The following is an 18,738-nucleotide window of genomic DNA, read 5'->3' as shown; positions in this document are numbered from 1 at the left end:
TTTAATCATTTGTACACTTGTAATTCTGTTATTGTTATTGTAAATCCCGCTTTTGTTCCCACCAATAATTAGCAATTTCCATGATCAGTAACCTATTATCGAAGATCTCCTTATTCATAAAGCCGGGAGGGATACAGGAATCGATAAACTTTGAGAAACCTATTTGATAGCAATTGAAGTTAAGGCCTTTATATTGAAAATGCCAGGGAAGATTCCAAGGCAATGAACGTTCGTAAAAGGAACGCCCAATATGGATCGTGTCATTCTGTTGGTTAATAATGCTTACTCCGGTCCAATTAACAGTAGTACTCCATATGTTTTCCCTTTGCCTGAATATATTCTCAATTGTCTGATTGTTTATCGTATCAAGCATTTTTGGAACAGCATAATAAAACTCTTTACGTGCTAATCTTTCTTTTTTAGTTAAGCCTTGCATTTCTTTGATCTGTTCATTAACCATTGCCTTATAATCCCTAATATCTTTTCCGGTAATTCCAAAATCTTTTAACGAAGGCATAGACGAAGGATGTGCATTTATACTATGAAGAGAATTTTCTAATCCGGCTATATTTATTTTTTTAGTGAAGTCAAGAGGTTTTTTATCCATGTACTTACTTACGAAAACACCTGTTGTATAAACCGAATCATTACTAATTTCATAATTCACCACATCTTCCTGACTATGGAAACAACCCTGGCTTCCCGCAGTAATACTGAATGATCTTATTGGCGATGCCAAAAATGCGTTTAATGGAGAATTAGGGACAATTTTTTCGGGAGTATGGTCCTTTAACGAATAACTGTAATTGTCCTCGCCGTCCCAAAAGATCGCATTGCTATCATTAAGCAACATGAGATCTGTCACAACAATATCAAGAGCATTTTCCCTGTACCATACCCTGTCTTCACCGGCAAGATAGACCTGTTTACCATTTATCCCCCAAATTATGTTTTTTCCATGTTTTACAATACGGGGCTCCTCAATAGGTTTGTCCGTGGTATATGGTATTCTGTGTGTCAAACCTGCATTGTTCACTTTATAAATTTCCTGGTCTGAGAGGACATACAAAGAGTGATTAACAACCTTGCAACATGTAGGATACCCAAAAATGGAACTATCTCTAAATTTCCGAAATTGTGTTGGCAGGAAAAACTCCACAACCTCCAGTTTATCGGTAACGGCAAAAAGGGTTTTCGAATCCGTATCAAGTTCGAAATCAATAATTGCGACCGGGAAAAGCTGCCAATTGATCTTATCTGCCTTAGTATAATAAACATGTCCGTTCTGGTTAACAACAATGTGATCATTCCAAAGCAACACTTTTTTTATCCTGTCATCATTATAGTCTTCGCCGTTAAATTTATATTGTTCAAAGGGGGTTATAATTTTCCTGCTTGATTTCCAATTATCCACTGTACAATAAATACTGCCGTGTAACGCCCCCGATACACCTACTGTAGGGCTTTGCATAAAGATAGCCGCCATCCTGGTTTCTGAATTGTAAGGGGAATTTAGTTTTTTCCAGTGCTGCCCAAAGTCTGAAGAAAAAAGGATTGAGCCAGATGACCCACCCATCCAAGCGTTTCCTCCAGCATCAACAAAAACATCGTATATCCAGGAATTATCACCAAAATCAAGCATCTTCCAGTTTTTCCCTCCGTCTGACGTAAGGAAATAACCGCTTTTTTCTTCTGCATCCGGGCCGGGAATATATCCTGTCATTATAGCGACATCTTTATTGAAAAAAGATATACGTTCTAAATGTGTAGAACCGATCAGGTCACCATTCCCAAAAGACCTCCCATAATGCCAGTCAGAGTTGATATTATCAGTATAATATGTATTGCCCATTGCGCTGACAAGCCATATTTTCTCATCAGGGGAAACTGATATTTCATCAGCCCTTCCATAAATATCCATTTCCGCCCGGGTATCCCTGGTTTGTCCAAAAGCAACTGCAGCGACAAATAATGTGAAAAGGTATCTTGTTTGTTTCATAGTCATGATAGGTTGATGAATAATCGTGTTTTAACTTAACGTTCATACTAGATAAGATCGTATAAAAGCAAGCCGTACAAATACTGAAGAATGATGCTCTAAAAAAAAGCGCCCTTATTCAGGACGCTTTTATAGAAATTTTATTACTTCTTAGTTTGTCGGAAGCACTGTGGCACCCGGATAGTTACCGGCGCTTACCAGTGGCAGCTTCGCATGGTAATGCTCGTTGATCACCTTGAGTATCTCGTTAGCAACTAATGCATAACCCCTTGCGTTGGGGTGCACGCCGTCCAGTGAGAACACTACCGTGCTCAATGTGGCCGTACTAAAATAATTTGCGGTATAGATCGAGCCATCCTCAACCCTAAGGCCGGATATAAGCTGGTTCATAACAGCGTTCATATCAACAACAGCAAGGTCTTTTGACGCAGCAATAGATTTGATCGTGTTATTAAATGCAGTCGTAGCATTGTTTACAATGGTAACTTCGCTTGATGTCAGCACGTGTTGGTCATCAAGCGGGAAGGTTACGCCATACTTGTTAAGTGGGGCTATTGCCATTGGGCTTGACGGCGCTGTGCCAATAACAGTCCTTGTAGTAAGCAGCACCAGGTCTGAAGCCGTTGCATGCCTTGCCTGACCGAAAATAGCGCCTATAAGCGCCGCCTGCTGTGCCGGTACACCGGCCCCTGTAAGCGCGCCTGTAATTTGTGGCCCGTAGTTTACCAGCGTCTCATCCTTTATAAGAAGCGGGTTCGCTTCTGTTGTAGAGAGAAGCTGTATCCTGTTGCCCTGCCCTAATGCCGTAAGCACTTGCTTAACCGGACCTAAAAGCGACGTATTCAATTGGTTTATCGTAGCAACGCCCACAGCTTCGTCACCGCCGCCTATAGCAGCTGCAGTCAATGGGTTGTATGGTACCGTTGTAAAATACGGGATGGCAGTTACATTCGGTATTGTAGCCACAACGCCTTTTGCGCCATTTGATGTAAGCGTATTTATAATTTGCGAATATACGCCTGCAAATACATTGCGGTCGGTAATGTCACTGCTGCCGTAGGTTGCAGGGTTCATGTTACCGTCCTGGTCTACGCCTGTACCGCCCGAGGTTGCGTAAGCAAGTACATCGTTAGAGCCTATCCAGTTGGTAAAGAATGTCGGGTTTTTGGTCATTGCATCGCCAAGCACTGTAGCGGAAGGCGAAGTAGCCATACGCACGTAGTACGGGTTAGCCATAGGTGGGTTGGTAGCCAGGCCAGCAGGGTTACCGTAGCCCGGTGCAAGAAGGTGGAACGATTTGGCACCCGGCACGCCCATGTTATTGAAAGCCATTGCCTGCGGTGTTAAGCTCACCGTAGATGTACCGGCTATTGGCTCAGGGCCGCCTGCCGACGCATCGATTATAAGTCTGGTAGGAAACTGGGAAAGCCCTGCGATACCGCCAAGGTTATTTACGTCCTCTGCATAAGACGGCTGCGTGAACTCACCGCCACCCACAAGGGCAAACTGTCTGGCAAGTATGCTAGGGTAGGAATACGACTGGCTCACCCTAGAAACGGTGTTGTCCATATATCCGGCCGTAAGCGAGTTGCCTATCGCCACATAGCTGCTGAAATCGGCATCCCCGGCACTGTAGCTGGCATTCGTTACCTCATTATCAAATTCCGGCTCGCACGATGCAAATCCGGCGGCCAGTATTGCTAAGTATATTACTTTATTTTTCATAGTATTTTAATTAGAAGCTATAAGTTAAACCAACACCCGGAGAGAACACCACGTTTTTGTAAGTACCGCCAAAAGACACGTTCGGGTTGCCATCTTCGGTGTAGTGGTCGTATGATGCTTTGGTCTCTGCAAAGCGTAGGTAAAGGAAGGATACATCCACTCCAAACTTAGGAGCGAACTGGTAAGTGAAGCCTCCTGTAAAGCCCATAGAATCGTTCCTTGGGGTTTCAGGGGCAAAATAGCCTTTCTGAACCGGACTTTCGTCATAGTACCATCCGGCACGAAGGGCGATCTTATCGTTCGGCTTAAATTGTGTACCTACCCTGAAGGTGCTCGCATCATGGTAGTTACGCGGGTTTACCGATGATGGTATGCCGCTTGCAAAATCTACATTAAGGGATTTGTAAACATTCCAGAATGCCCTGTTGTAATCGAATGCCACAAGCCACTTGTCGGTAAGCTGTACCGAGAAACCGGCAGTAAGCTCTGCAGGAAGCGGAAGGTTGGCATTAAATGTAGTATTGGTATAAATTCCCTGTGCAAAAGCAGGAAGGTCGTGGAAAGTAGCGTCGCCGCCGCGCGCCTTCATCGTAATTTCTGAACGGTAGTTAACACCAAGCCTTATTTTTTCGGTTGGGTTGAACATAAAGCCGGCGCTCCATCCCCATGCGGTAACATTTTGTGCTTTTATGGTAATGTCCGACCTGTTGCCCTGCTCGTCGGTAAGGCTGCGGGTAAGGTTCCTGTTCAGCTCAACACCACCCGTTACATATATAGGGCCACCACCAACGCTGAATTTGTCATTCACTTTGATGGAAGCTATAGGCTGGATGTAGATAGCCTCGAGGTCGATATTGTTTACAAGATGCGATCCTACCCAGTCTTTATCCCACGATACGGCACTGCCGTAAGGGGTATATACTGCGACACCGAGCGCGACACAGTCCAGTACCTTATAGGAAGCATACAGGCTGAAAGGCGTACCTGTATTTGAGGTAGAAGCTTTCCAGTTGTACTCTTCGTTTTGGAATTTTGTCCTGGCAAAAAGTGCATTGGCGCCTACTGAAACATTGAAACGGTCTTTAAGGAATACCGCACCGGCCGGGTTAAAGAACAATACTTCCGCACTGTTCACCACAGCTACGCCTGTATGCCCCATGCCCAGCTGCTTCTGTCCCTGAAGGCTAACGCGGTACCCACCCGCAAACGCAGACGTAGCCGCACAGGCCATCATAGCTAAGGATAATAATTTTCTCATAGTTAAATTAAGTGTTAGTTTCTCGTCATTATTAATCTTATATCAAATTTAGGATAATTTATGTATTGCGCAAGATTTTAGGTAAAATTATTATGCATTCATAATAATTTATTTAACAATAAACAGATACTGTTTTTAAAAATATGACATTAAAATAATAAAAAAATTTATATATCCGCTCATTAATCGGCAATCAGCCTAAAAACCCAGTAGATCGCACCGGAAATTTGCAACAACCAAGTTATGTAGTATATCATCCATCCGGACAAAAATAGACGTATAACTGTAACGCAAATATGAGATTGGTCATTTTTAGAAAATAAGCATCCTTTTGCAGGCGAGGTTAATTAAAACATAAATCGCTTCGGCCTGCACCATAATTGTAGTACATTACATCATAATCAATGAATAATGAAGGCATTAAAAAAAATAGCGGTTGGCATTCTCATACTTTTGCTGCTCCTTATCGTGGCTAACTTCGGCCTTAGCTACTGGGTGAGCAAAAAACTGCCCTCCATCATACGCAATGAAAAAGACTTCCCTTATAATGTGAGCTACGAAGACCTGGATATCGATGTGCTGAGCGGCAGCTTTACAATGAAAAACGCCTACATAGCGCCGAAAGACAGTCTTGAGGTAAAATTACAGGAAGGTGCTTTTGGGAAAATAAAGTCGATATCAGTAGAGCATTTCGATATACTGGCCCTGCTGAAGGACAACCGTATCAAGGTAAAGAAAGTAATTATAGACACACCGGAAGTAACGCTTTATCCCCGAAAAAAGAAATACGACACCAACGAAGACCTGAAGCCTTTTAAAAATGCCATAACTACGGGCAGCCTCGAGATACGGCACGGCAACTTTAAAATGCTGGACACCCTGAAGGGCTTTATATTAAAAGCTTCCAACATCGACTTTAACCTCATTAACATAAAGATTGACAGCGTTACGCTCGACCAGAATATCCCCGTGCGGTACCGGGATTACAACTTTAGCTGCGACAGCCTTTTTTACCGGGTAGATGGTTTTTACAACATCACGGCCGGCAAACTGGCCTCTACCGACAGCACTATTGCTATAAATAATTTTAAGCTGGTGCCCAAACAGGACCGTGTGCAATTCACGAAAATGATGCCGAAGGAGAAAGACCAGTTTGCCATTGTGGCCGAAAAGATAAATGTACCTAATGCCGACTGGGGTTTCTTCAGGGATACGCTATACGTGCATTCGCCTGAAATAGCGCTCGAAAAAGTGAATGCCAATATTTACCGGAACAAACTGCCTAAAGACGATCTTTCCCGTAAGAAGCTATACAGCGAAATGCTGCGCAGCCTGAAATTCGACCTGAAGGTGGATAAGCTGCTGCTGAAAAATTCGTTGATCACCTACGAGGAGCAGATCGACTTTAAAAGGCCGCCGGCAAAAGTCTCGTTCTCGAAATTCTATGCCACGGTATCGAATATTTACAGCCCGGTACGCAAGAAAAAACTACCGGTAACCACTATAGATGCGCAATGCCTGTTCATGAAGTCGACACCGCTGAAAGTGAACTGGTCGTTCAATACACTCGATGTAAGCGATTCGTTTACCATAAAAGGCCACCTGCAGGACATCCGGAGCGAGGAGGTGAATCCTGTGTCGAAGCCATTAATGAACGTCACCACTTCGGGCGACCTTAACGAGGTTTACTTTACCTTCAACGGCAACCGGGACAGGGGTACCGGTGATTTTGCGATAAGATATGACGACCTGAAAGTAGACATCTACGATAAAGATGACCTTAAAAAGAAAAAAAAGCTGGTTACTGCCATTGGCAACCTGCTGGTAAAAGACGACACCAAAGGCAAGCTGAAGGAAGTTCACATTGGTGTAGACCGCGGCAAGGATAAATCTGTTTTCAATTTCCTGTGGCGGTTTGTGCAGGAAGGGCTCACACAGACGGTATTGCCCAAGCCCGTAGCAAAAATTGCAAGTAAGAAGATGGAGAAGAAGAATGAAAAGAAGAAGAAATGATTTTTGCTGTGAACCTGTCCTCCGGCAGGCAGGATTACAGATTATTCTGAACGTGAATGGTGAGGATTTATATACGCACTGTCATCCTATATCTTGACTAACTTAAAACGCCAAAGGTTTTGAAAACCTTTGGCGTTTAATAATATCATGAAATCGCTCACTTCGATCTATTAGCGGGATATGAGCTTAAGTAGTTAAAAAACTAAGCGTCTCCTCCATAAATTGCTTAGGATTTTCGGCATGGAGCCAGTGTCCCGAATTGGTGATGGTTTTTATATCGGCATTAGGGAAATGCTTTTTTATCAGTGCAAAATCCTGATCCCTGATATAGGCTGATTTGTCTCCCCTGAGAAAAAGCGTTGGCCCATCATAATGGCTGCCTTCGGGCAATGCCTGCCCGATGTTGTCTATCTTTTCATTGAACACAGGAAGATTAAAACGGTAAGCGAGCTGCCCCGGCTCTTTCCAGTACAGGTTTTTCATAAGGAACTGGCGCGTACCGGCATCATCGATATATTTGCTTAATATCGCCTCCACATCGCTGCGTTCTGGCTTTACAGTAAAATCAACTGCATTAAGCCCTGCCAATATATCCTGGTGGTGGGGGCGGTAGTATTTTGGCCCTATATCGGCAATAACGATCCTGTCAACCCTTTCCGGATACTGCACCGCAAAGAACATGGCTGCCTTCCCTCCCATCGAATGCCCTATGATATCCACTTTAGCCAATTGATGCCCATTGCAATAGTCCACTACATCCTGCACCATATCGGCATACGTAAAATCGTTTGAATGGAAACTTTTGCCGTGGTTGCGCATATCCAGCGCATGCACCTGGAAACCGTTAGCCGCATATTGCCCGCTGAGGGTTTTCCAGTTATCCGACGTGCCTAAAAACCCGTGTATGATGAGCAAAGGCTTCCCTTCGCCCTCTATTCTTGAGTGCAGCATGTTATTTTAGTTTTTGCAAATACATATTGATGACGTTCTCCAATCCCAGATACAAGGATTCCGCTATGAGCGCATGCCCTATGGAAACTTCAAGCAAGCCCGGCACATTCTCTTTAAAGAACTTTATATTATCAAGGCTTAGGTCGTGTCCGGCATTAACACCGAGACCAAGATCATTGGCCATCGAAGCGGCATCGGTATACGGTTTTATGCCCTGCATATTACCAAGGCCGTATTCGTGGGCAAATGCTTCGGTGTACAGTTCGATCCTGTCGGCACCGGTTTCCTTTGCGCCTTCCACCATTTTAAGTACCGGATCTACAAATATAGAAGTACGGATGCCGTTGCGTTGGAACTCGGCTATCACTTCCTGCAAAAAGCTTTTGTGCTTAAGGGTGTCCCATCCCGCATTAGAGGTTATCGCATCGTCGGCATCGGGCACCAGGGTAACCTGAGTTGGTTTTGTTTCCAAAACGAGATCGATAAATTTCTTTACCGGGTTGCCTTCAATGTTATATTCGGTATATACCACAGGCACGAGGTCGCGGGCATCCTGGTAGCGGATGTGCCTTTCGTCCGGCCTCGGGTGTATGGTTACGCCCTGTGCGCCGAATTTTTGTACGTCGGCAGCAACCTTGAGCAGGTCGGGCACATTGCCACCCCTTGAATTGCGCAGGGTCGCTATTTTATTTATGTTTACGCTTAATTTTGCCATATCTTTGTTAAGTATGCTTTTTCATACAAAAATACAAAGTTAAAAAGGCAGAATGTCCTTATTTTTGATTATTTTGCATAATATTTAGTATTAGCCCATGACCGATATCACCGATTTCATTAGCAACACAGTAAAGCCCCTGCGTATTTCTGACAGTGTTGCCGTTGCACAGGACCTGTTTGCCGAATACCCGTTCTCTTTTTTCCCCGTTTTGGAAGAAGGCGTATATGTTGGGTGTGCCGGATCTGAAGATACGGAACTTATGGACATTGAAAAAACAATGGCAGACCTTCGCTATAACTTTGAGCGGTTTTTTGTGCGCGATACCACGATATGGCTGGATGTGCTTGAGGTTTTTGCGAAGAACGAGACCAACCTCCTGCCGGTGCTTGACAACGACAACAAATACCTTGGTTATTACGAGATTACCGATATCATCACCATGTTCCACCAGACCCCGTTCCTTAAAGAAGAGGGCGGCATACTTGTAGTAGAAAAAGGCACGCTGGACTACAGCATGAGCGAGGTGGCACAGATCGTGGAAAGCAACAACGGCAGGCTGCTGGGATTCTTTATCTCTGAAGCCAACACCGAAAAAGTACAGATCACCCTGAAGATAAGCCTTGGAGGCCTTAGCGAGATTATCCAGACATTCAGGCGCTACAATTACGAAATCATTTCGGAGCACCAGGAAGACGCTTACCTTAACACCCTGAAAGACCGGTCGGACTACCTGGACAAGTACCTGAATATTTAAGCTTTATCATGAAAATAGCAGTTTACGGGCAATATTATAAAGACAATACCGAAGAGATCATCGACAAGGTGCTGGCGGTTTTCGACAATTATAATCCGGAAGTTGCCATTGAATCCAACTTCTATAATGTACTGACCGAAAAGGAACTGCTTGACGGCAGGTCCTATCCTGTATTTACAGATCATGACGAGCTGAACGGATTCGATATGCTGATCTGCATAGGGGGCGACGGCACGATGCTGCGCGCCGCTACCTATGTGCGCGACAAAAACATTCCGCTGGTGGGCATCAATGCGGGGCGGCTTGGCTTCCTGGCTACAGTACAGCAGGAAAATATTGAGCACCTCCTGCCGCTTATTTTTGAAAACAAATACACGCTATCCTCACGCACACTGCTTTCGCTCGACTATGACAGCAAAACCGACTCACTGTCGGATGGGCTTAATTTTGCGCTTAACGAGGTGACCGTCAGCCGTAAGGACACGACCTCGATGATTACCATAGAGACCAAGCTGAACGGTGAATACCTGAACTCTTACTGGGCAGACGGCCTTATCATCTCTACCCCTACCGGCTCTACCGGTTACTCCCTGAGCTGTGGCGGCCCGGTGCTAATGCCTGAGGTAGGCGGTTTTGTAATAACACCAATAGCGCCCCACAACCTGAATGCGCGCCCGCTGGTAATACCTGACAACACAGAGATAGAGCTTAAAGTAAGCAGCCGCGAGGAACAACACCTGGTATCGCTCGATTCGCGCATTATCTCTATGGATGTGGAAACCCCGCTCCGCATCAAAAAGACCGGCTTTAAGATCAACCTTGTTGAATTTCCTGAAGAAAAATTCACCGACACCCTGCGGAAAAAATTATTGTGGGGTGAAGACAAGCGAAATTAAAACCCATAATTTTATCCTGCACGCATACTACACGGGCACTTCTTCCGTTTTCAAGTCTGTGCGTTGCTAATTTAATGCAATTTTAAGAGTGTAAATTATCTAATGTAAGGCTGATTAGAAATCTATATTGCTATATTTGCACCCAATTTTATAGAATGAAGAGGACTGTATTTTTTATAATAATAATCATTATATCTTTCCGCAGTGAAGCCCAGATCAATGAGCTGGGTATTTTTGCAGGAGGCGCTAATTATATAGGCGATGTAGGCCCTACAAAGTATATTGCGCCCCAGGACCTTGCACTCGGGATAGTATATAAATGGAACCGCAGCCCAAGGCATTCCTGGAGGGCTTCGTTCACCTACGGAAAGCTGACTTCGGATGATAAGGATTCTGATGTGAGCGGCAGGAAGGAACGTGGGTATAAGTTTGAAAATAGCGTAAAAGAATTATCTTTAGGGCTTGAATTTAATTTTTTCGACTTTAACCTGCATGAATCCGGCTTCAAGATGACTCCTTATGTATATGGGGGGCTAAGCTATTTTTGGTATGACGATATTTACATCAATACCCTGAATGGCAAAACACATGACGGAGATACAAAGGGAGGCCTGGCCATACCTATGACCGTGGGCATTAAAGCGAATATAACAGAGACCTTAATATTAGGATTTGAAGTGGGCGCACGATATACCTTTACCGATAACCTGGACGGGAGCAATAACAGCGACCACCAGGAATACCGCTTTGGAAACCTGCAAAGCAACGACTGGTATGTTTTTACCGGCTTCACACTAACCTATACTTTTGGCGAGAAGCCTTGCTATTGCTCAAATTAACTATGGATAAAGCTACTACCTTAAATACCGAGAACCTCCCAAAGCACCTTGCCATTATCATGGACGGCAATGGCCGCTGGGCAAAGAAAAAAGGGATGCTCCGGATGTTTGGCCACGAGAACGGCACCAAGGCAGTACGCGAAACAGTAGAGTGCTGCGCAAAGCTGGGCATAGGTTACCTTACGCTGTATGCTTTTTCGACAGAGAACTGGAACAGGCCCAAACTGGAAGTAGACATGCTGATGAACCTGTTGGTGAGCTCCCTGAAAAAAGAGCTTCCTACACTCCAAAAGAACAACATAAAGCTCAATACCATAGGCAACACGGATATGCTTCCGGATGGAGCCCGCAGGGAATTGCTTGATGTAACTGAGCAGACAAAAAACAATACCCGCATGACGCTTACACTTGCCCTTAGCTACGGCTCAAGGGAAGAAATTGTTTCGGCAGTTAAGAAAATAAGCGAAAAAGCACTAAATAACCAATTAAACATAGCTGATATCAGTGAAGCTGTTATTAGCCAACACCTCTATACGCATGACCTCCCGGATGTAGACCTTGTAATAAGGACCAGCGGGGAGCAGCGCATAAGCAACTTCCTGCTTTGGCAGGTTGCCTATGCGGAGTTTTATTTTACAGAGGTGCTATGGCCCGATTTCAGGGAAAAAAACCTTCATGAAGCAATTATCAGTTACCAAAAAAGAGAACGTAGATTTGGAAAAACAAGCGAACAAGTTAAGTAGGGCAAATATGCTCCGAACGGGCATTACATTACTTTTCGGCATTTTATTATTGGCAGGCAATATGGCTAATGCCCAGGAGAGCAACCTGGAATCGGCAAAGGAATATATACTTGCCGACATTACTGTATCGGGAAAGATAAGCTATAATGAACAGACTGTTGTAACGTTTACCGGGCTTGAAAAAGGCCAGACAATACACGTTCCCGGCGAGGAAATAAGCGCCGCCATCAAAAAGCTGTGGAGGCTCGGGCTTTTCAGCGATGTTAACTTTTACCAGAATAAAGTTGTAGGGGACAGCATTTACCTTGAGCTTTACCTGAATGAGCTGCCAAAACTGAGCGATGTAAAAATCAAAGGGGTTAAGAAGGGCAAGATAGAAGGGCTTATAAAGGATACCGACCTTAATAAGGGCAAAATCGTGAACGAAAACCTTCTTACCAACACCAAAAACTACATTGAGAACAAATACAGGAAAGACGGGTATTACAATACCAAAGTCGCCATTAATGTAATACCGGACAGCACCAACACCGTAAAAATGGTGGTGAATATAGACCGTGGCAGTAAAGTGAGGGTGAGTGCCATTGACTTTGAAGGCAACACAAAACTTACTGACGGACAGCTGCGCGGCGCCATGAAAAATACCAAGCGCAAAAGCCCGCTCAACCCGCTGCGTATTTTTAAGCCTTCAAAATTCATTGCCGACAAGTACAAGCAAGACCTTGGCAGCATTGTTGACAAATACAAAGAAAAAGGCTATCGCGATGCCCGTGTAACCTCGGATACCGTAATATACAACCCGAAAAAGAACACGGTTTCTATTGCGATAAATATAGAAGAGGGAAGAAAATACTATTTTGGGGAGATCAAGTACCTGGGCAATACTGTTTACAACAACGGACAGCTTAACCAGATATTAGGTATCAAGAAAGGTGAGGTATATAATGGCGTAATGCTGCAAAAAAGGATTGCCGACCCTACCAAACCGGACGGAGACGACCTTACCAACCTGTACCAGAACAACGGCTATCTTTTCTCGAACATCAACGCAGTAGAGGTTAAGACCGCAAATGATACTATCGACTTCGAAATACGCATTGTAGAGGGACCTATAGCCTACTTCAACAAAGTAAGCGTGGTAGGGAATGATAAGACCAATGATAAAGTAATTTACCGCGAGCTTCGCACAAGGCCGGGGCAAAAATGGAATAAGGAAGACGTTATCGGCACCATCCGCGAACTTGGTGCGCTTGGGTTCTTTGACCCGGAAACCATTAAGCCTGACGTTCAAAACCCTGACCCTGCAACGGGAACCGTAGACATAGAATGGAACGTTACAGAGAAAGGATCGAGCCAGATAGAACTTCAGGGAGGTTATGGCGGTGGCGGCTTCATCGGTACGCTGGGGTTATCGTTCAATAACTTCTCCATACGAAATATATTCAACAAAGATGCATATAACCCACTTCCTATGGGTGACGGGCAAAAACTATCGCTAAGGGCACAGGGAAGCACCTATTTCCAAACCTACAGCCTTTCGTTTACAGAGCCCTGGTTCGGAGGAAAAAAACCGATACAGGTATTCGGGTCGCTATCACACAGTAAGCAATTCCTATACAATTACACTTCCCGCGACGTAGACAGGTCGAAGAGCTTTACAATTAAATCGATATCTTTGGGTATGTCGAAAAGGCTAAGCCAGCCGGATTATTACATGAGGTTGTCGCACTCGCTTACGTTCCAGTTGTACGAACTAAGTAATTATAACACAGGATTGTTTACCTTTGGAAACGGATCATCCAAAAACCTTGCGTACACAATTGAGCTTACAAGGGATAACAGGGGCCGCAACCCTATCTATCCAAGCTATGGTTCGTTGTTCAGCGCAAGCTTCAGGACTACGTTCCCGTATTCGTTGGTGAACGGCATTGATTATGCAGGATTGAAGAACCAGGAAGCCTATAAGCTGAAAAACGAAACAGGACAACAGATCCCGGGCACCGATGTAGGCGCAAATGAGTATTACAAGATAGATCCTGTGACAGGCCTCGCTACAGCGGTTGGTACTTATCAGGAAGCCGATGTTAATGCATCAAAATATGACCAGAAAAGGTTCAACTGGCTGGAGTACTGGAAATTTAAATTCAAGGCAGATGCCTATACGAAGCTGGCAGGTGCGCCATCGCATGAATTGGTGCTGCGTGCTTTGGGAGAGTTCGGTTATATGGGCTCGTATAACTCGGCCAGAGGCTTAGTGCCGTTTGAAAGGTTTTACCTGGGTGGTGACGGTATGGCCAACTATGCGCTCGATGGCCGTGAGGTGATCCAGCTTAGGGGATACCCGAACCAGTCGTTATCGCCGATAGACCCTAAAACGGGAATACAGATAGGCGCCACGATATATAATAAGTTTACACTGGAGCTGCGCTATCCAATCACATTGAAATCGCAGGCTTCGATATACGCGCTTACCTTCCTTGAAGCAGGTGCATCGTATGCGGACTTTAAAGGCTATAATCCATTCGCGCTTAAACGCTCGGCAGGTTTCGGTTTAAGGGTCTTTATGCCGGCATTTGGCTTACTCGGAATAGATTTCGGCCACGGATTCGACCCGCTTCCCGGACAGACACAAAAGAACGGATGGGAAACGCATTTCATCATTGGCCAGCAGTTTTAAAAAATTGGCATGATATTTTCTAATACGTAAAATAGCTATGAAGAAATACTTATTAACACTGGTTACTGTCCTTAGCTGCCTTATAGCAGGCGCACAGGGTGCAAAGGGTGTAAAGATCGCTTATATCGATATGAACTACATCCTTGACAAGGCGCCTGATTATGCCGAGGCAAAGAATCAACTGGAGCAGAAAGCCCAAAAGTGGAAACAGGAAATTGACGTAAAAAGAGGCGAGATAAACAAGCTTATTGATGGGCTGAAAGCAGAAAGGGCGCTTTTGACCAAAGAGCTTATAGAGGAAAGGGAAGAAGAAATAGCCTATCTTGAAAAAGAGCTGCTGGATTTCCAGGAAAAGAAATTTGGCCCTACCGGCGACCTTATCACCCAAAAATCGGTGCTGGTAAAGCCGATACAGGACCAGATATTCACCATTGTGCAGGACCTTGCCGAGATAAGGAAATATGATTTTGTTTTTGACAAGTCGTCTGACCTTACCATGCTGTTCGCAGCAAACAAACACGATATAAGCGACCTTGTATTGAGAAGGATGGAGCGCGCCTCGAAACAGGAAACCATGAGTAAAGGACAGCTTAAAAAACTGCAGCAGGAGGAAAATGAAGAAGAGCGCAACAGCAACTCTGATGTAATTGAAAGGCAGGCCAAGCTGGATGAGAAGAAAGCGGCACGCCAAAAGCTGATCGATGATAAAAAAGCAGCACAGGAAGCCAAAAAAGCCGAATATGAAGCAAAGCGCGAGCAGCTGAAACAGGAAAGGGAAGCAAAGAAGAACGGTACTACGCCTCCTGCACCGGTAGCAAAAAAAGAACCGGCAGGGAAGGCCACTACGCCTAAAACCGATACTCCGGCAACATCTTCCAAGCCTGCTGAGGGCGATGACGATGCGGCACCGGAAAGCAACAAAAGGGAAGCGAAGACTACTGCCAATGAAACGCCGGAAGAAGGCACGGCTGCTACCGATAAGCAAAGTGCTGCCGCCGCTGCAAAAGCAGAGCGTGAGCAAAAGATCGCTGATAAGAAAAAAGCAATAGAAGAGAGAAAAGCTCAAATAAAAGCAGAGAGGGAGGCCGCAAAACAGGCAAGGGAAGATAAAAAGAACAAGCCTGCGGAAACGAAACCGGCAACAACTACGCCGGCAGCTCCATCAGAAACGAATGACCCGGAATAAAAAAGAAACATCAAAAAACAAAAATTAATTAAATACCTTAGACGATGAAACAAATGAAATCTTTATTAATCGCTGCAATACTTTTTGTTGGAATGAGCCAGGCAGTTTCTGCACAGGCAAAAGTAGCGCATATCAATGTAAACGACCTTATGGCGGCTATGCCGGATATGAAAGCAGCGAATGCACAGCTTGAGAAACTTACAAAAACGTATGATACCGATTATAATGCGATGGTTACTGAATTCAGGACGAAAGTAGCGCAGTATGAAAAAGAGGCTGCAACTGTGACTGAGGCAGTGAACGAGACCCGCAGCAAAGAAGTTCAGGACATGCAGAAAAGGATACAGGAGTATCAACAGAGCGCTTCTAAAGAGCTTCAGCAAAAACAGGAGGATACCTACAAGCCAATAATCGATAAAGCGAAAGCGGCTATCCAGAAAGTTGCTAAAGCAAAAGGCTACCAGTATGTACTTGATTCATCAAACGGCGGCGGCGTTCTTGTAGCTGACGGCCCGGACCTTACTGCTGACGTTAAGAAAGAACTTGGATTCTAATACCCATTAGAAACCTTATATTACCGGAACGGCTCTTTTTGGGCCGTTTTTTTTATCTTTGTACTATGGATAAAAGCACAGACCCTATCGGATTGTTTGACTCGGGAATTGGCGGCACTTCCATCTGGAAAGAGATCCACAGCCTGCTTCCGGGAGAAGACACCATTTACCTTGCCGACAGCAAAAATGCCCCATACGGCCAAAAAACAAAGGAAGAGATCATTGCCCTGAGCTGCAAGAATACCGAATACCTGCTGGAGAAAAACTGCAAACTGATCGTGGTGGCCTGCAACACCGCAACCACAAATGCAATAAGAGAGCTGAGGGAAAAATATGATGTGCCATTTATAGGCATTGAGCCTGCCATAAAGCCGGCAGCCATACATACCAAAACCAATGCAATAGGCATACTGGCAACAAAAGGCACGCTGTCGAGCGAGCTGTTCAACAAAACTGTTTCGGGCTTTACAGGCGTTAATGTCGTGGAGCAGGTGGGGTACAACCTTGTCGCTTTAATAGAGAATGGGAAGCTGGGATCGGATGAGATAAAAGAATTACTGAAAGAGTACCTCGCCCCAATGATTGAAGCCAATATCGACTACCTGGTGCTTGGCTGCAGCCATTACCCGTACCTTGTACCGCAGATAAAGGAGCTACTTCCCCCGCACGTAAAGATCATCGACTCCGGCGAAGCTGTGGCAAGGCATACCAGAAAAATACTCGAAGCCAATAATATGCTTAATACTTCCGGGCACAAGGGCACACCCTTATTTTACACTAACGCCGACCCGGCCGTACTGAAGGAGATCCTTGGCACTAAATATAACGTTGAGCAAAAAGACTTTTAGCGCTATTCTTCTTTAAACCACGACGAATACATCACGTAGTTATTCGAAATACGCCCTATCTCGCCTGCAAACTCGGAAGCATTGATGTCCTTCACTTTTTTGGCAGGTATGCCCGCATATATCGTCCCTGATTCTACTACGGTGTTTTGGGTAACAACCGCGCCTGCAGCAATAATGGTGTTGCTTTCTATAACGCAGTTATCCATCACGATTACCCCCATACCTATAAGCACATTATCTTTTACCGTACACCCGTGCACAATAGCATTATGCCCTATGGAAACATTATTGCCAATCTCAGTCGGGTGCTTTTGGTAGGTGCAATGGATAACTGCCCCGTCCTGAATATTGACCTTATTGCCTATTTTAATATAATTCACGTCGCCCCTTATCACCGCATTGAACCAAACGCTGCATTGTGAGCCAAGAGACACATCCCCTACTATTGTAGCATTCTCTGCTACAAAGCAGTCTTCGGGTATCTGGGGATATTTCCCATTCACTTCTTTTATAACCATATCTGTAAAAAAAATCGTCCCGATAAGTGACTATCGGGACGGAATTAATAATATCTACTTTATAATTAGTTAACTGCAGGACAGTTACAATGATATCTTTCCCTTTTACAAGCCAGGTTGATCCCCAGTGTTATCTGGTGGAATCCGCTGTTGTCAAACTTAACGTTTCCTGTGAGGTAAGAATAGGTATAAGCAAACATAAAGTTTTTATAGTTTATACCTAAAATCGGTGTAAAATATTGAAGGTTTTGGTCTTTGGTACCGTTACCGCTAACATACTGTGCGCCGTCAAGGCTCCTCCTGTATGAAAGTCCGCCCCAGAGCCTTCCGAAATCCATTTCTTTATACACCTTAAGGTTAAGGTCGATGGTTTTCTCTTTTGTCTCGTCAACTGCCTGGAACATGATTGATGGCTCCCACTGAAGGCTTTCTTCCTGGCCGAACACATAACCAACGCTCAACAAGTATTTTTTAAGGTTGTCACTCTCAATGTCGGTATAGATATCCCTTTTGCTGGCCAATACGTTCTTAACGGTAAAGTGTGCAAAGAAATCAAGGTAGTTATACGAAGCACCGATATCAATGTTGAAATACGAATCTTTTTGTTTCATACCACCGTCAACGATAGGATCGAATTCAGGATCGAACTCACTTTCGTCAAGGCGGCTCTGGATAAGGCCTGCGCTCATACCGAATGACAGCTGGTTCAAATCGTCATCGCTCCTTGAAAACTGGATATGGTGGGCATAAGTAAGTTTTGCACCGGTTTGCGAATGGTAGCCGTTCTTGTCGTTGAAGGCAATGATACCAATACCCGATCTGTCGCCTATCCTACCATTATAACTAAGCGTCTGCAATTGTGGTGCATCGCTTTGGCCAAACCATTGCTGGCGGGCAGTAAGCCTGATCTTGGCACAGTTTGCAGCTCCTGCCATTGAAGGGTGCAGCAGGTACAAGTTGTCTGACAGATAATCGGAATAAACAGCAATACCTTCCTGTGAAAAAGATACCTGCGCTAGTAGCAATCCAAAAATTAGATAAATCTTTTTAAAATTCATG

General features: G+C 44.6%; 16 protein-coding genes. 9 read left to right on the top strand and 7 right to left on the bottom strand.

What is annotated here, in order from left to right:
* Positions 1-34: 34 nt before the first annotated feature.
* The 3 genes from HYN59_RS06695 to HYN59_RS06685 form a co-directional block, all read right to left on the bottom strand.
* On the bottom strand, positions 35-1,999 hold the full coding sequence (locus HYN59_RS06695) for a beta propeller repeat protein (RefSeq protein ID WP_108777538.1): 1,965 nt from the start codon (positions 1,997-1,999) through the stop codon (positions 35-37).
* A 150-nt stretch (positions 2,000-2,149) separates the two neighbouring features.
* Positions 2,150-3,724 (bottom strand): SGNH/GDSL hydrolase family protein, encoded by a 1,575-nt coding sequence (locus HYN59_RS06690; protein ID WP_108777537.1) that lies wholly within the window; start codon positions 3,722-3,724, stop codon positions 2,150-2,152.
* Positions 3,725-3,734: 10 nt separating this feature from the next.
* Positions 3,735-4,982, bottom strand: a complete 1,248-nt coding sequence (locus tag HYN59_RS06685; RefSeq protein WP_181369523.1) for an OmpP1/FadL family transporter — start codon at positions 4,980-4,982, stop codon at positions 3,735-3,737.
* A gap of 411 nt (positions 4,983-5,393) precedes the next feature.
* On the opposite strand from HYN59_RS06685, the gene HYN59_RS06680 reads away from it, so the two are divergent.
* Positions 5,394-6,995 carry a hypothetical protein gene (locus HYN59_RS06680; RefSeq protein WP_108777535.1) on the top strand — a complete coding sequence of 534 codons (1,602 nt, stop codon included), beginning with the start codon at positions 5,394-5,396 and terminating at the stop codon, positions 6,993-6,995.
* Between the two features lie 186 nt (positions 6,996-7,181).
* Here HYN59_RS06680 and HYN59_RS06675 read toward each other — a convergent pair whose 3' ends face one another.
* Together HYN59_RS06675 and HYN59_RS06670 are read right to left on the bottom strand one after the other, a co-directional pair.
* Positions 7,182-7,946, bottom strand: a complete 765-nt coding sequence (locus HYN59_RS06675) for an alpha/beta fold hydrolase (protein WP_108777534.1) — start codon at positions 7,944-7,946, stop codon at positions 7,182-7,184.
* Between the two features lies 1 nt (position 7,947).
* Positions 7,948-8,661: a pyridoxine 5'-phosphate synthase gene (locus tag HYN59_RS06670; RefSeq protein WP_108777533.1), complete on the bottom strand. Its 714-nt coding sequence runs from the start codon at positions 8,659-8,661 to the stop codon at positions 7,948-7,950.
* A gap of 97 nt (positions 8,662-8,758) precedes the next feature.
* On the opposite strand from HYN59_RS06670, the gene HYN59_RS06665 reads away from it, so the two are divergent.
* From HYN59_RS06665 to murI, 8 genes are all read left to right on the top strand, one after another.
* Positions 8,759-9,418 carry a CBS domain-containing protein gene (locus HYN59_RS06665; RefSeq protein WP_108777532.1) on the top strand — a complete coding sequence of 220 codons (660 nt, stop codon included), beginning with the start codon at positions 8,759-8,761 and terminating at the stop codon, positions 9,416-9,418.
* Positions 9,419-9,426: 8 nt separating this feature from the next.
* On the top strand, positions 9,427-10,314 hold the full coding sequence (locus HYN59_RS06660; RefSeq protein WP_108777531.1) for an NAD kinase: 888 nt from the start codon (positions 9,427-9,429) through the stop codon (positions 10,312-10,314).
* A 155-nt stretch (positions 10,315-10,469) separates the two neighbouring features.
* Positions 10,470-11,153 (top strand): type IX secretion system protein PorG, encoded by a 684-nt coding sequence (gene porG, locus HYN59_RS06655; RefSeq protein WP_108777530.1) that lies wholly within the window; start codon positions 10,470-10,472, stop codon positions 11,151-11,153.
* A gap of 2 nt (positions 11,154-11,155) precedes the next feature.
* Positions 11,156-11,896, top strand: coding sequence for an undecaprenyl pyrophosphate synthase (locus HYN59_RS06650; protein WP_108777529.1), 741 nt, complete (start codon positions 11,156-11,158; stop codon positions 11,894-11,896).
* Complete coding sequence (locus tag HYN59_RS06645) at positions 11,829-14,573, top strand: BamA/OMP85 family outer membrane protein (RefSeq protein ID WP_181369522.1); 2,745 nt, start codon at positions 11,829-11,831, stop codon at positions 14,571-14,573. Before HYN59_RS06650 ends, HYN59_RS06645 begins: the two co-directional genes overlap by 68 nt.
* A 37-nt stretch (positions 14,574-14,610) precedes the next feature.
* Positions 14,611-15,759 (top strand): OmpH/Skp family outer membrane protein, encoded by a 1,149-nt coding sequence (locus HYN59_RS06640; protein ID WP_108777527.1) that lies wholly within the window; start codon positions 14,611-14,613, stop codon positions 15,757-15,759.
* 44 nt (positions 15,760-15,803) lie between these two features.
* Positions 15,804-16,313: an OmpH/Skp family outer membrane protein gene (locus HYN59_RS06635; protein WP_108777526.1), complete on the top strand. Its 510-nt coding sequence runs from the start codon at positions 15,804-15,806 to the stop codon at positions 16,311-16,313.
* Between the two features lie 65 nt (positions 16,314-16,378).
* Positions 16,379-17,161 carry a glutamate racemase gene (gene murI / locus HYN59_RS06630; protein ID WP_108777525.1) on the top strand — a complete coding sequence of 261 codons (783 nt, stop codon included), beginning with the start codon at positions 16,379-16,381 and terminating at the stop codon, positions 17,159-17,161.
* Between the two features lie 2 nt (positions 17,162-17,163).
* Here murI and HYN59_RS06625 read toward each other — a convergent pair whose 3' ends face one another.
* Both HYN59_RS06625 and HYN59_RS06620 read right to left on the bottom strand, forming a co-directional pair.
* Complete coding sequence (locus HYN59_RS06625) at positions 17,164-17,679, bottom strand: gamma carbonic anhydrase family protein (RefSeq protein ID WP_108777524.1); 516 nt, start codon at positions 17,677-17,679, stop codon at positions 17,164-17,166.
* A 65-nt stretch (positions 17,680-17,744) separates the two neighbouring features.
* Positions 17,745-18,737 (bottom strand): PorP/SprF family type IX secretion system membrane protein, encoded by a 993-nt coding sequence (locus HYN59_RS06620; RefSeq protein WP_108777523.1) that lies wholly within the window; start codon positions 18,735-18,737, stop codon positions 17,745-17,747.
* Between the last annotated feature and the right edge of the window lies 1 nt (position 18,738).

This window comes from Flavobacterium album (assembly GCF_003096035.1).
In the GTDB taxonomy this organism is placed as follows: Bacteria; Bacteroidota; Bacteroidia; order Flavobacteriales; family Flavobacteriaceae; genus Flavobacterium; species Flavobacterium album.
This window is presented reverse-complemented; position numbering and strand designations above follow the sequence as displayed.